Annotated in this window: 13 protein-coding genes and 1 pseudogene; 9 read left to right on the top strand and 5 right to left on the bottom strand. The window is 59.2% G+C overall.

Translation table 11 applies throughout. The features are described 5' to 3' along the window. The first annotated feature begins 7 nt into the window (after positions 1–7). The 8 genes from F2P67_RS17060 (at position 8) to F2P67_RS17025 (ending at position 6,751) form a co-directional block, all read left to right on the top strand. On the top strand, positions 8–2,458 hold the full coding sequence (locus F2P67_RS17060; RefSeq protein ID WP_166221862.1) for an alpha/beta fold hydrolase: 2,451 nt from the start codon (positions 8–10) through the stop codon (positions 2,456–2,458). Further along, positions 2,455–3,183, top strand: a complete 729-nt coding sequence (locus F2P67_RS17055) for a hypothetical protein (RefSeq protein WP_166221860.1) — start codon at positions 2,455–2,457, stop codon at positions 3,181–3,183. Before F2P67_RS17060 ends, F2P67_RS17055 begins: the two co-directional genes overlap by 4 nt. Before the next feature lie 88 nt (positions 3,184–3,271). Continuing rightward, entirely contained in the window at positions 3,272–3,727 is a 456-nt protein-coding gene (locus tag F2P67_RS17050) for a hypothetical protein (RefSeq protein WP_166222267.1), read from the top strand. Between the two features lie 4 nt (positions 3,728–3,731). After that, positions 3,732–4,103 carry a hypothetical protein gene (locus F2P67_RS17045; protein ID WP_166221858.1) on the top strand — a complete coding sequence of 124 codons (372 nt, stop codon included), beginning with the start codon at positions 3,732–3,734 and terminating at the stop codon, positions 4,101–4,103. A 19-nt stretch (positions 4,104–4,122) separates the two neighbouring features. Further along, positions 4,123–4,671, top strand: a complete 549-nt coding sequence (locus tag F2P67_RS17040; RefSeq protein WP_166221856.1) for a hypothetical protein — start codon at positions 4,123–4,125, stop codon at positions 4,669–4,671. Beyond that, positions 4,658–5,506, top strand: a complete 849-nt coding sequence (locus F2P67_RS17035) for a tetratricopeptide repeat protein (protein WP_166221854.1) — start codon at positions 4,658–4,660, stop codon at positions 5,504–5,506. Before F2P67_RS17040 ends, F2P67_RS17035 begins: the two co-directional genes overlap by 14 nt. Positions 5,507–5,562: 56 nt before the next feature. After that, positions 5,563–6,267, top strand: coding sequence for a lysozyme inhibitor LprI family protein (locus tag F2P67_RS17030; protein ID WP_166222265.1), 705 nt, complete (start codon positions 5,563–5,565; stop codon positions 6,265–6,267). A gap of 52 nt (positions 6,268–6,319) precedes the next feature. Next, positions 6,320–6,751 carry a hypothetical protein gene (locus F2P67_RS17025; protein WP_166221853.1) on the top strand — a complete coding sequence of 144 codons (432 nt, stop codon included), beginning with the start codon at positions 6,320–6,322 and terminating at the stop codon, positions 6,749–6,751. A gap of 57 nt (positions 6,752–6,808) precedes the next feature. Here F2P67_RS17025 and F2P67_RS17020 read toward each other — a convergent pair. Then, positions 6,809–7,180: pseudogene (locus tag F2P67_RS17020) on the bottom strand (DUF6124 family protein). Positions 7,181–7,765: 585 nt separating this feature from the next. Here F2P67_RS17020 and F2P67_RS17015 point away from each other — a divergent pair. Next, positions 7,766–8,149, top strand: coding sequence for an SCP2 sterol-binding domain-containing protein (locus F2P67_RS17015; RefSeq protein WP_166221851.1), 384 nt, complete (start codon positions 7,766–7,768; stop codon positions 8,147–8,149). A 36-nt stretch (positions 8,150–8,185) separates the two neighbouring features. Here the strand turns inward: F2P67_RS17015 and F2P67_RS17010 are convergent, their stop codons facing one another. The 4 genes from F2P67_RS17010 to recG form a co-directional block, all read right to left on the bottom strand. Then, positions 8,186–8,947: a Fic family protein gene (locus tag F2P67_RS17010; RefSeq protein ID WP_166221849.1), complete on the bottom strand. Its 762-nt coding sequence runs from the start codon at positions 8,945–8,947 to the stop codon at positions 8,186–8,188. Continuing rightward, positions 8,944–9,201: a hypothetical protein gene (locus F2P67_RS17005; RefSeq protein ID WP_085731368.1), complete on the bottom strand. Its 258-nt coding sequence runs from the start codon at positions 9,199–9,201 to the stop codon at positions 8,944–8,946. Before F2P67_RS17005 ends, F2P67_RS17010 begins: the two co-directional genes overlap by 4 nt. A gap of 137 nt (positions 9,202–9,338) precedes the next feature. After that, entirely contained in the window at positions 9,339–10,739 is a 1,401-nt protein-coding gene (locus F2P67_RS17000) for an aminoacyl-tRNA deacylase and HDOD domain-containing protein (RefSeq protein ID WP_166221847.1), read from the bottom strand. A 79-nt stretch (positions 10,740–10,818) separates the two neighbouring features. Next, complete coding sequence (gene recG / locus F2P67_RS16995; RefSeq protein ID WP_166221845.1) at positions 10,819–12,894, bottom strand: ATP-dependent DNA helicase RecG; 2,076 nt, start codon at positions 12,892–12,894, stop codon at positions 10,819–10,821. Positions 12,895–12,903: the final 9 nt, after the last annotated feature.

Below are 12,903 nucleotides of genomic sequence, written 5' to 3'. Positions count from 1 at the left end.
ATCGCTCATGAGCAAGCCGTTGATGTACCTGCTGGCCGGCAACGGCAGCGCCGCCGATTGGTGGGACGACGCGCTGCCGCACTTCCAGCGCTACGACGTGGTGCCGCTGGAGTTGCCGGGCTTCGGCGCGAATCCGCAGCCGCCTTGCGAGGATCTCGCGGACTACGCGCAGACCTTGTTGGCGATGACGCAGAAGGGCAGCGCGATCATGGCCGTCGGGGTCAACGCGTTGCTGGTGCTGCATGCGCTGCAACGTCGGCCCGGACACTTTTCTCGCAGTGTTTTGCTGGCGCCGGTGGGCGCCTTTTTGTGGCAGCGGCGGTTGCCTGCGTTGATGTCGCCGCTGCCAATCCGCAAGACCATTCATTGGTTGCTGTCGAATAAACCGACGCTGTTTGCCCGCAAGTTTTCCAATCAGACTTGGACGCCCGCGCAGTACCAGCGCATGGGCGCCGGTTATGCGCGCTGCCGTGCGTTTGTGCCGCACTGGGATCTGATCCGTGCCGACACCGCGCTGCCATTGTTGGAGTGGATCACCGACCCGGTCGAGCTGGTCTGGGGCGATCAGGACAAGGTGCTCGGCATCGAACAAGCGGCGGCATGGTCGGCGATTCTTGCGCGCGCAGATCTGACCATCAGCCTGAAACCCGGTTGGGGTCATTACCCGTGGATCGACGCGCCCGCGCGGTTTGCGCAGTGGCTGGAGTCGGGCGAGCGCGGCTTCGTCGCGCACACCAAGGGCGGCCGTTTGCGCCTCGCTGAACTGGCAAGGCAAGCGGTGCCGGCGGCGCTGACCCTCAACGATTGCGATGATCCGCGTCTGTCAGCGTTTCTCGCCGCGCAACCCGACGTGACCTGGGCGGTGCGCTCCTCCAGTTATGGCGAAGATCAGGCCGATTCGGCGAACGCTGGTCTGAGTACCACTTACCTGCGCGAGCCGCGCGCAAACGTACCGACGCGTATCGCCGAATTGACCGCCGAAGGCGTCGAGGAAGTGGTGGTGCAGCGTTTCATCACGCCGCAGGTTTCCGGGATCGCGTTTGTCCGGCATCTGTCGGTTGAACTGGAATGGGTTGAAGGCCATCTGGAGTCGCTGGCCGATGGTCACGACAGCCCTGAACGGGCCACGCTGTCGCGGCTCGGTGAGGCCTGGCGCAGCGGTGCATTTACCGCCACGCACGGTTTGACCGAAGCGCTGCTCTGGCAGTTTCTGCAAGACGTTTTGCGCGTTTTTCACTACGTGCCCGGCGACGTCGAATGGGCCTGGGACGGTGCGCAATTGTGGCTGCTGCAATACCGGCCGATCAGCGACTACGGCTGGCGCCGACACCTGACCGCCGCCAACATCGCCGAGATCCTGCCGCAGCAACCGAGCGTACTGGTGGAATACGCCCAACGCCGAGCTGCCGCGAGTATCCCAGCGATCATGGCGCGTTGGGATGCGCGGGTGCTGCAGGACAACGAGCCGTTCACCGCAGTGTTCGGCGGAGCGTCCTACATCAACAATGATCTGTTTCTCGCCCGGCTGGCCGACTGGGGCATCAGCGCGAGTAACTACGCTGGTGAAGTCGGTGGTGCGACGCCGCATTTGCCGTGGCAACCGCTAAAGATATTGCGTTCGTTGCCGCTGTTTTTGCGCATGCAACGCATCGCTCGCGGGCATCTGCTGAGCCTTGAACATGGCTTGCAGCGCTTTGATAAAGAGCTGGCCGAACTCGTCGCCCAAAAAGCTGACGGCCAGCAACTCGCAGACTGGTTCACCCGGTTTTACGTGTTCGTCGTGCAAGGCAATCTGTGCATCGCCACGACGCTGGCCAGCAGTGGCGGCGATGCGCTGGGCCGCCCGCCGACCGCTTATGACAACCTTGAAAACAGCCCTCATCGACTGCCATGGGAAACCGATCCCGCTACGCCTCGGCCTACGGCGACTGAGCTGCCGTTACAGGTATTCCCGCAATGGCCAAGTCTGATCCGCCTCGCCCATTCGACCGGCCTGCCGGGCCTGCGCGGCTACTACCTGCAAGTACGCGAGTGGTATCGCGACAACCTGATGCGCATCTTCTTCCGGCTTCATCACGCCATGCCCCTGGCGGACCGCGAGCATTGGTTCGCGCCGCATCCCGACGTGCGCACCCGAGACGGCAGCTTCTGGCAGGACGGTCGCGAAGGTGCCGAGCAGGCGACCGGGTTCATGATTTATCCGGGGCAAGTGCGGGGCATCCTCGGCGAGGACATCTTGCTCGAAGACACCCTCGATCCGGGGCGGCATGCGCATTACCAAACGGCGCGGGCGGTGATTGCGCGGATGGGCGGACGCTTGTCGCATGGCTCGACTCTGTTGCGCGAGTTGCGCAAGCCGTCGGCGGTGATGCCGCAGGTGGATCCGGCGTGGGTGGGGTGTGAGGTGTTGTATCGGGATGGTGAGTTGCAATTGATCAATTCGAAGGATGTGACGTGAAACTACGATGCCTCCGCGAATTGATCATTGGTCTGGTCGTGCTTTTACAGATGGGTTATGTGACCGCCGCAGCTGCTGTGTTGGTCGGTAACGAGCCCGGCCAGTCGCCGGTTGCGCAAGGCCCGACCGAGACAGTTGTAGGCATGGGTTCGTGTCGGTTCTCCATGCCGCTGCTGCAGAACCAATGGCTGAAGTTCGACGATTTCTATTCGGTATTTATCGCAGCCAAACAACTGCCCAATCCGTCCAGCGCCCCCAGCTTGTGGCAAGCGCAGACGTCGAGTGGTGCCGACTGGCACTTCGAGAAACATGGCGACCTGAGGCAGCCGTGGTTTGGTTTGATGTGTGAAAACTCGGAGTACTTTTCGCTTCTCACCGACTGGAAACCCCCGGTAGACGATGCATTTGCGGTGCAAGTCCTGCGTGACGACAACGACCGAAGGTGCCCGGCGACCCTTACCGATCAGGGCTGGGTGCCCAACTCGCTGGCCGGTCGTGCGAACACCTACACCTTCGAACAATGGGGTGGGGAGAACTCTTCGGGTTTCATCTTCGGTTTCCACGACAAGTCACGACGGCACATTACCCGCATCGCTTTTTGCCTGCTGAGGGGCAAAGACGTGCTGATTGGCTCGGCGGAATCGGGTTCATCCGCCCCGCTGGCGATCAGCAACGAAGGGTTCGAGCAAATCAAGAAAGCGGTGCGCGGCATTGCCTTTGAATGAACATCCCCAAAATGCATTACGTCGACGGAGCTACAGCGTGAAAGGATTTTCGGTTCTTCTCGGCAGCTTGATATTGGCTGCCGCGTCCATGGCATTCGCTGCCGATCCAGCCTTCAAGGATTACACCATCACGCCAGTTTTCAACGGCCTCAACCATAAGCTGGTGCCGCAAGAGAACAGCAGCCCAATGATGGATCAGGCACGGGTGCAAGCCCTGAAAGGCAAGGTCAACTTCGCCGGCCATTACATCCTTCACAGGCTCGGCTGTGGCGGTAGCGCCATTTGCGGCGAAGTGCTGGACGCTCAGACTGGGGAAGTCGTTGGCGGTCTGCCGAATGCTTACGACAGCAGTACGTTCGGCATGGTTTACCAACCCGAGAGCCGCATGATCATCGTGTCCGGCATCACGCTCGACGGCGAAGAAGATGCGCAAGGGAATGCTTTGGAAAGCGGTAATCGGGATCGTTATTACGAGTTTGTGAGCAACGAATTCCGGCTGCTGAGCATGACCGACGTGGAATCGTCGCCGATGGATGAGGAGTGAGTGGATGAACCGGTTTTTCATTCGGTCTGCGCTGATTGCGCTTTCGCTATTACCTCATTCGCTGCCCGCGACTGCCAGCGAAGGGAGTTGCTACGGCTACCTTACTGAGCTTGTCAGGAGCAGCGATTTTCCGTTCCGTTATGTCGGCAAGGACAAGGTCAATTTGCTGATCGACGAGGACGACGGTGAAGTAGTGCGCGCTCAGTTGTTCTTCGAGACCGACGGCACCGGCACGATTGGCTGGATCAAATACACCCCGGCTACCCAAGAATTGCTCAACACCTCGGCCGAGCTGGATGAACCGGTGGCATTGTCATTCGACGCCAAGTTTGCGGACGGCTATGCAAAGTGCTTGGCGGAACAACAGGCTGGTTAACGGCGAAAAGGATTTCTTAATGAATCAGTTTTTGTTTTTCGGGGGGCTGGCATGGTTGTTCTCTTCCCCAGCCTTCGCCGCGCCGACGGATGCTTACACCCAACACGATGTCATGCAGTGCGGCGGTGTTGAAGTGGTGTTGGTGTCGTCTTGCCGATCGGTGACGGTGGATGATGCGGAAACCCACGTTATCCCGGTTTGCTCCGACCAGACCATCAACATCGGTAGCAAGGTGCTTCGACGCGATATCAGCAAAGTTTCACAACTCACTTCCGACGGTGCGAAGACGAAGATGTTGAGCAATGTCGTTGTGGCGATGGATTGCGTGGAAGGCACCAAGGGCAGTCTTGTTTCGATAGGCGGATATGGTGGTTGCGGTGCCTGCGCGGAGTGGCATGGGTATTACTCGACAACAGGGCGATTGGAGCAATACAGCTTCGATAATAACCAACGCTCTTTTGGCTCGAAGGGATCTCGGGAAGAGCTGATCAATGCCTATGGCGTTACGAAGAGACAGCTAATGTCAGAAAGCCCGGCGGTGAAGAGGATCGTCTATGGCCAGCCTTAAGTGGGTGTTGATGATCGGCAGCTTTCTTGCCGCCACAAGTGCCTTTGCCGAGGACCCACCGATAGTCGGCATCGACGGACACACCGTGACGTTTAGAGCGACAAAATGGACGATGCCCAGTGTGGATTCGGCGACCGCATGGTTCACCGCCAACGGCAAAACCTTCCCGCTCTTCAGTGCCGATGTTGGCGCCGACGGACACCTGGACTGGCTCAGTCCTGACAAGAAAACCTTACTGCTCGACCCCGTCGTGTTCGGCATGTTGTCGCTTGAAAATGGTGAAGAAAAACTGGAGTCGCAACAGCATTGCGATGTGATCTCCATGGAAACTGGTTGCGTGCTGGCCGAGCGTGCCCCTCGTTTTTGTCTCGGCAAATGGGTGGGCAATCAGTGGTTTTCGGAAGATGGCGAAGTCCTCACGCCTACCCTGGAAACGGAGTCCCCAAGGGACTGGCTGAAATATATTTCGACCATCAAAGCTGCGCAGTCCCGCGCTGACTCCATCGAATCGGCTCTGACTTTTTTGAGTCCCGAATCCTACATGGCGTGCCATCCCCCGGCGCAAGATGTTCAGGCGTACAACGACCTAGGTTTTTATCTGGCCGAGGGCGGTAGAGATAAGTTGGCGCTGAAGTTTTATCGCGGCGTCGAGGCCGTCGGTAAACGCACGGTACTGATGTTGAACATCGCCGATTCACTCTGGCGCCTTGATCGCAAAGACGAAGCGCAGCGCTATTACAGCCAGTACCGCGACGCGATGAGCGCCGATGGCAAGGCGCAGAAAATACCTCAACGTGTCGTTGAGCGATCTGCCATTCAGGGAATGAAAAATTGAACAGGTTTTTGCGTTTTATCGCGTTGTCCTTTGGATGCCTGTTTGCCTCTTTTGCGATGGCCGAGGACGACTGCAAAGAAATCACCGTAAGCGCCCAGATCGATCGGTGTGTGGAGGCAGCCCGCAAGGAAGCCGACACGCAACTCAATGCCAGCTACAAGAAGCTGCTGGGACGGTTTGAGGCTCAACAACGGCGCGACCCTGAGCAGGGCAAGGCGCTGGTCGCCATGGCCAGAGAATCCCAGCGCGCCTGGATCAAACTACGCGACACCACATGCCCGCTTGAAGCCACGGAAATCGAGCCAGGGGTGGCAGCGCACGTCACGACGATCAACAACTGCATGGCCAGACTGAGTCTGGAGCGTGCGGCTTACCTGGACACAATCGTCGCTGATGAGCCGGGTAGTGTGGTTGATCTCAACAAGGTGTACCTGTCTGGCTCCCAGCGCTTCGGCGGTGTCGTCGCGCGCTATGTCAGCACCTTTGGCAGCCCATGCCTGACGTTGCAGATACTGGCGCCGAACGGCGGTTGGAGAGTGCTGTCCTCCAAGCGGTTTTGTAGTTTCGAGGGCAAGGCATTTTGGACGGACTATGCCGATGCCGGGTTTGAGGATCATGCGTTTGCCGAGGATGGGTTGCACGTGACGCTCAGTTTGACGGAGCTTCGTGGGCTCGGAGAAAAGCGCCTTGCCTGTGTGGTTCCGATTCAGAGCGAGCAAATCAAAGAGCTCAAGTGCGGCGCGCTTGAGCCTGGTGCTTAACAGGCCCGAATAGTTTGCTGATACCCATGAAACCGCTAAAGGAATATTCGGTTTGAAATTTTCGTCTGCATTGTTTTCCGCGTTGCTCGCTTTCGTTCCTCTGGCGGCTCATAGCGAGGTCACGACCGAAGTTTTTTGCTTCCACTCCTACGAAGGCAAGCCCATAAACTTTGAATTCAGAACCTATTACGACTCTGTCTCCAAATGGAGCGGTGCTGGCGTCAAGTACAGCAAGTCGAAGAAGGCCATCACTCTGGTTCATCGCAATACTGAACAAGAGGAATTGGTCTATGGCCGGCCCTACCAGTACACGACAACTTGGGTTGAAGTAGTTGATGGCGCACTGACAGGTGAGTATCAGATGGTCACTCAGGGTGGCCGGGTTGATGCGATGACGTATACGAATTACAAATCTGCAAAGAAGTATTCGTTTGAAAACGATTACAACGTGGATTCGAAACCTGAAACAGGTTGCCAGTGGTGAAGCAGGGAATATTCAAAAAGGGGACTTAACATCCCCTTTTTTTATCCGCAAATCTCGCTACGGCTTGGCCGCCACGCTTCGCACTTCAATCTGGTCGAGCGTCCCTTCCACCATCAATCTCACGCCGTCCGCCATTCTGCTCAGGGCCAGCGCCACCGAGCGGCGGGAGCCGTGGAGGTCGTCGGCGAGGTCTCAGGCGATGACGCTGATGGACAGGAGGTCTTCGGAGGCGTTGGCCATGAGGGCTTCGGCGTCGGTGCCGGGGGAGAGTTTGAAGAGGCCGTTCTCGCGTTTGGGGTGTGGATCGACGGCTGGTTTGAAATGGTGGTCGAGGGCTCGCTCGGCGGCTTCGTGGAATTTCTTTGATTCCAGAGATTCGTAGGGCGAAATATCCGGGTTTTCTGGGGGATTGGGTGTTGGTTTGATCATTCGGTCTTACTCCAGTTTAAGGAGCCGACACCGTTTCGCTCGCACTTCGAAAGTGGTGGCAGCTGTGCATAGGTGTGCAAGACCGGTGGAGTAACCCGGCAGACCCGAAGGTCTCCCATACACAGCAGCCATAACGATCCGCGAGCATAGGAAAACGCTCGGCGAATTGCCATAACCAATATGCACTCCAGCCGGACTTGCACGTCCGTATCGCCAATTTTGCGGCGATACACAGAGCCTATCCACATCGCACCAACTCGCCTAGTTCATGCACAGCACCGCACTTTGCAGGAAATTTCCCATAGATTCGCGGGCCGGAAGATCAAAAGATCGCAGGCTTCGCCGGCTCCTACAGGGATGTGTTTCAACAGGTGTAGGAAAGGTGAGTGGTGAGACGAGGAGCGTCTCGGGATGCATTCCCACGCGGAGCGGAGAAACGATCAGTGGGCGAGCGCTGAATCGTGACTTGGCAGTCATCGTGCGGGAAATGGTCCGCATCCTCTTCCAACAGCGTCAGATACTGGCGTTATCGTTCGAATCCCTTACACTCCCCCAGCCGTTCATTTTCCTTTTGAGGCTGTGCGCATGAAATTTCGTTTTCTTCTGTGGATGCTGGGTCTGTTGATGGGTAAGGCCAGTCGGACAAATCCTGCGTTCCAGCAGCAGTTGGGTGACAAGGATCTGGTGTTTCAGCTACAGACTCTGGACGGGAAAGTGGCGCGGCATTTCGTGGTGAAGGACCAGCGCATTACCAGCAAGTCCGGGGGGGTGGCGGAGCCGGCGTTTGCGATTGCGTTCAAGGATGCGGCATTCGGGTTTGCCACGATGCAGGCGAAGAACAAGCAGCTGGCGTTCATGCAGGGGATTCAGGACAAGTCGATCCAGCTCAAGGGCAATCCTGCGCTGGTCATGTGGTTTCAGGGGTTGATGAAGTATTTGAAGCCGCGGAAGGCCAAGCCGAAGTCATAGGACTTTCAGGCAGCTTGCCGGGACAGGCCTGCCTCTTCAGCTTTCGGGCTCGGGAGGCTCGGCGTTCAGGGGCTGGGCCCGGTATGTCTTGTAGATCTGCTGGACTTTCGGGTTGTCCAGCTTCTCGTAAGTGATGTCTTCCTTGTCCAGGCCATCCAGGCCTCGGATGCCACTGATGGTCTCTGGCCATTCGTCACGACTGGATATATCGACTACGAACGGGTTGAGGTAGTTATCGAGACGCCTTTCGCGAGGTTCTCGGATCTCGTCGCTCAGTCCCCGCAAGTAGTCGTCTTTGTTTGTTCTTGACCAGTCGATGGCGAACCCGGCTCGATAACAGAGTTCCATGAAGACCAATATAATCGCGCGTCCATTGCCGTCCAGGAAGGGGTGTGCGAAAGCCAGCTGGCCCATCACTCCACCGGAATGGTCTCTGAAGCGTTTCTTGTCTGCTGCGAGCTTGAGCGCATAGTCGACAGACATTTTGATGGAGTCCGGGCGCTCGAAGACGGTGCTGCGAGGGTCGTCGAGAGAGCCCTTGAAGACTGCCAGGTGGGGGACGAGCTCGTTCCGGTCTTTTCCTGCCCAGTGGTAGAAGCCTGAGAACAGGATCTCGTGAACGTTGAGTACAGTCTGGTAATCGATTGGCTTTTTCTTGGCCAGATAGGCAAGCGCCTCTTCGATACTCAATTCGAACGAAAGATGCTCTGACTCTTTTACTTCAACGGGATCTTTCAGTTGCAGCGAGTTTTGAAGATATCCAGCCGTCTCGAAGTCGCCGAACGGATCGAAAGTCATGCGCTACGTTTCTGTGCGCGCCTTTCCTGAAGATAGCGACCTTGGAGAGCAAGGATTTCAGATTTGCTCAGAACGCCTTTTCTCTTGAGATTGACGAGTAACTGTTCGATGCCATCCAGCTCGACGACATCGCCAGCCAAGCGGGTAATTCCCACGGCCATACGACTCATGCCGTCACGCCTGGCCGTGACCTTGTTGTCTTTTGCTAGCTTGCGGACTTCGCTTGCAACGCTGACAGCATCTGTTTGGGTCATCGGAAATTCCTCTGATTGCCGTCAAATCATAGCAGGGCGCTAGTTTGCTGTCGTTGCTGGCAATGTGACCGAAATCTGTGGAACCAGGGCCTTATTTGCAATCAAAAAAAGCCCTGGTTGGCGTTCCGAAGAGTGCTTTAAGCCTGGCTGAACTGCGAAGCCAGTTCACGCAACAACACTTCCGCCTCAAGCACTTTGCTGACCACGTCATTGGCCTTGTCGCGAGTCAAACCAACGCGCTCCAGCAACGCATCCGGAATGTCTTCATCCGGGCCGGAGCCGATGCCACGACTGCGCAGCAGGCGTACGGCCAGGCAGACGAGGTTCGGGTATTCGGCGTAGGCGCCGTCGTAGTTCGGGTCGTGCTGGAAGCGCAGGGCGGTGGCCAGTTCGTCCGGCATGTCCCAGTAGCGCATCAGCCACGAGCCGATCTGTTCGCGGCTGATACCCAGCAAGTGTTGCTCGATGTAGCTGTGGCACAGGTGCGGGTTGACCTCCAAGTGGCGGCAGATCAGCGAGAAGTGCGGCGGGAACACGTGGGCCAGCAGCAGATAACCGAAGTTGTGCAGCAGACCTGCGAGGTAGGTCAGGCCGGCTTCCGGGCGCTGGGCGCGCGGCATGGCGCGGGTCAGGCCTTCGATGACGGCGGCTGTGTAGATCGATTGCTGCCAGTACGGCGTGGTGTGTTGCGGGTGATCTTTCGGCAGGCTCAGGGTTTTGCCGAGGGCCAGGCCCAGCGCCAGATTGATCACCAGATCGAAACCGAGTACTCGGACGATCGCGTCTTCCACCGAACGAATCTTGCCCGGCGAGGCGTAGTACGGCGACGCCGCCCAGCTCACCACTTGCGCGGCCAGCGCCGGGTCGGTTTCGACCACGCCGGTGATGTCGTCGATGGTGGCGTTGGGGTCAACGCGCAGCTTGATGATTTTTTGTGCGGTTTCGGCCAGCGGCGGAATTTCGATGGTCGCTTCCAGACGTTGCTGGATACGCCGCGCGGTGAACGCCTGCACGGCCTGGGTGATTTCCTCGCGGTCATCGTCCGGGCGGTCGAGGTTCGGGCGGATGCTGCTCAGGGCTTCGCCGAAGTTGGCGGCGCTGGCTTTGGTCAGCATGGTTTTGAAGTCTTCGCTGGCGATTTCCAGCAGCAGGCCCGGCTCGCCGGAGTTGATCAGCAACTTCGGTTCGCGCAGCAGGCTTTCTTCATACAGGCACGGCGAACTGGTCAGCGCCGGCAGGCCTGGCAGCAGGCTCAGGCTGTGTTTGCCGAGCATCTTTTCCAGGCGCTCGGTGGACACAGCGGTCAGGCGACGGCCAGTGAGTTCGGCGAGGCGGTTGAGATCCAGCAACTGGCTCTGTGGAAACAGCACCATCAGGGCGCCGACGGCGTCGTCCAGCAACACGGCCTGCACTTTACGCGAGGCGTTGAGGCCGTGGTGATCGAGTACTTCTTCGTAGGCAACGCCCAGCTTGTTGAGCAGCAGCCGAATAACAGACGGAGCGTGCGGAGATTCGGGGGCGAGAGCAGCTTCGGTCATGGTCTGTATCCGTTTTTGAAACAATGGCAGGAGTATAACCAGCTCTGTCGGAACGAGCTGTCAGAAACTGCGACGATGCTCACACTTGGCCGTATTGCTGCCCGTGTCGAAGCCAGCGGTCGAGCAACGGGCTGACGTGGGTTGGCCAGCGCTCGAGCAAAGCCTGGGCGGCGTCGCGCACGGCGGGCAACAGATCGGCGTCGCGCATCAGGTCGGCGACCTTGAATTGCAGCAGGCCGGTCTGGCGGGTGCCGAGCATTTCGCCGGGGCCGCGCAGTTCGAGGTCTTTTTCGGCGATGACGAAACCGTCGTTGGTCTCGCGCATGATGCCCAGGCGCTGGCGGCCGATCTGTGACAGCGGCGGATGGTAGAGCAGCACGCAATGGCTGACCGCGCTGCCCCGGCCGACCCGGCCACGCAACTGGTGCAGTTGTGCGAGGCCGAGGCGCTCGGGGTTTTCGATGATCATCAGGCTGGCGTTGGGTACGTCGACGCCAACTTCGATCACCGTGGTGGCGACCAGCAGTTGCAGGTTGCCGGCCTTGAATTCGGCCATGACCGCGGCTTTCTCGGCAGGCTTCATGCGTCCGTGAATCAGCCCGACTTTCAGCTCGCCGAGGGCGGCGGTGAGGTCTTCGAACGTGGTTTCGGCGGCCTGACAGGTCAGCTCTTCCGACTCTTCAATCAGCGTGCAGACCCAATAGGCCTGACGGCCCTCGGCGCAGGCGCTGCGCACCCGCTCGATGACTTCGACGCGGCGGGTGTCGGTGACCAGCACGGTGTTGACCGGGGTTCGGCCGGGCGGCAGTTCGTCGAGGATCGAGGTGTCGAGGTCGGCATAGGCGCTCATCGCCAGTGTCCGAGGAATCGGCGTGGCGGTCATGATCAGTTGATGCGGACACATGCGCCCGCCGACGCCTTTCTGCCGCAACGCCAGACGTTGCTGCACGCCGAAGCGGTGTTGTTCGTCGATGATCACCAGCGCGAGGTTCTTGAACTGCACTTCGTCCTGGAACAGCGCATGGGTGCCGACCACCATCGGTGTACCACTGGCGATCTGCTCCAGTGCGGCGACGCGGTTCTTGCCCTTGAGCTTGCCGGCCAGCCAAGCCACCTCAATGCCCAGCGGCTCGAGCCAGCGCTTGAAGGTGATGAAGTGTTGTTCGGCGAGGATCTCGGTCGGCGCCATCAGCGCGACCTGATAACCCGCCTCCAGTGCTTGCAGCGCGGCGAGGGCGGCGACTACGGTTTTACCCGCGCCGACGTCGCCCTGAATCAACCGCAGCATCGGTTCGTGCTGACTGAGGTCGTAGGCGATTTCGTTGCCGACTCGCTGTTGAGCACCGGTCGGGTTGAAGCCGAGGTTGGCCAGGTATTTCGGCGGCAGTTTTGTGGCTTTCGGCATGGCCGGCGCGCGCAGCGAACGCATGCTTTCGCGCAGGCGTTGCTGCGACAGTTGATGGGTCAGCAGCTCTTCGAAGGCGAGGCGATGCTGGGCCCAGTGATGACCGAGGGCGAGTTCGTCGACGTCGGCATCGGCGGGCGGGTTGTGCAGGTAGCGGATCGCGTCGGCCAGCGGCGCCAATTGGTAGTCGCGGGCCAGTTCGGTCGGCAGCCAGTCGGGCAGGGTGGCCGGCTTGAGCAGGGTCAGGGTCTGCATGCACAACTGGCGCAGACGCGCCTGGGTCAGGCCTTCGGTCAGCGGGTAGACCGGGGTCAGGGTTTCATCCACCGGCGGCGGTTCGTCGCCGTTGATGGCGCGGTATTCCGGGTGGTAGATCTCAAGGCCTGACGCACCGGGCCGGGCTTCGCCGTAGCAGCGAATCCGCGTGCCGCGCTTGAGGCCTTCTTTCTGCGCGTTGCTGAAGTGGTAGAAGCGCAGGCTCAAGCCGCCGGTACCGTCCTGCAAGCGCACGACGAGGCTGCGACGGCGGCCCATGACCACGTCGGCGCCGCTGACGGTGCCTTCGACCACGGCGTCCTGGCCCGGCCGCAAGGCGCCGATCGGCACTACGCGGGTGCGATCCTGGTAACGCAGCGGCAGGTGAAACAGCACGTCCTGAAGGTTCTCAAGACCGACCTTGGCCAGTTTTTCGGCCATGGCTTCGCCGACACCCTTGAGTGCCGTCACTGACACTTGCGACAGCTCAGTCATGACGCTCGC

Source organism: Pseudomonas atagonensis (assembly GCF_011369485.1).
Classification (GTDB): Bacteria; Pseudomonadota; Gammaproteobacteria; order Pseudomonadales; family Pseudomonadaceae; genus Aquipseudomonas; species Aquipseudomonas atagonensis.
The sequence above is the reverse complement of the archived record's forward strand: the minus strand, read 5'-3'. Positions and strand labels throughout refer to the sequence as shown.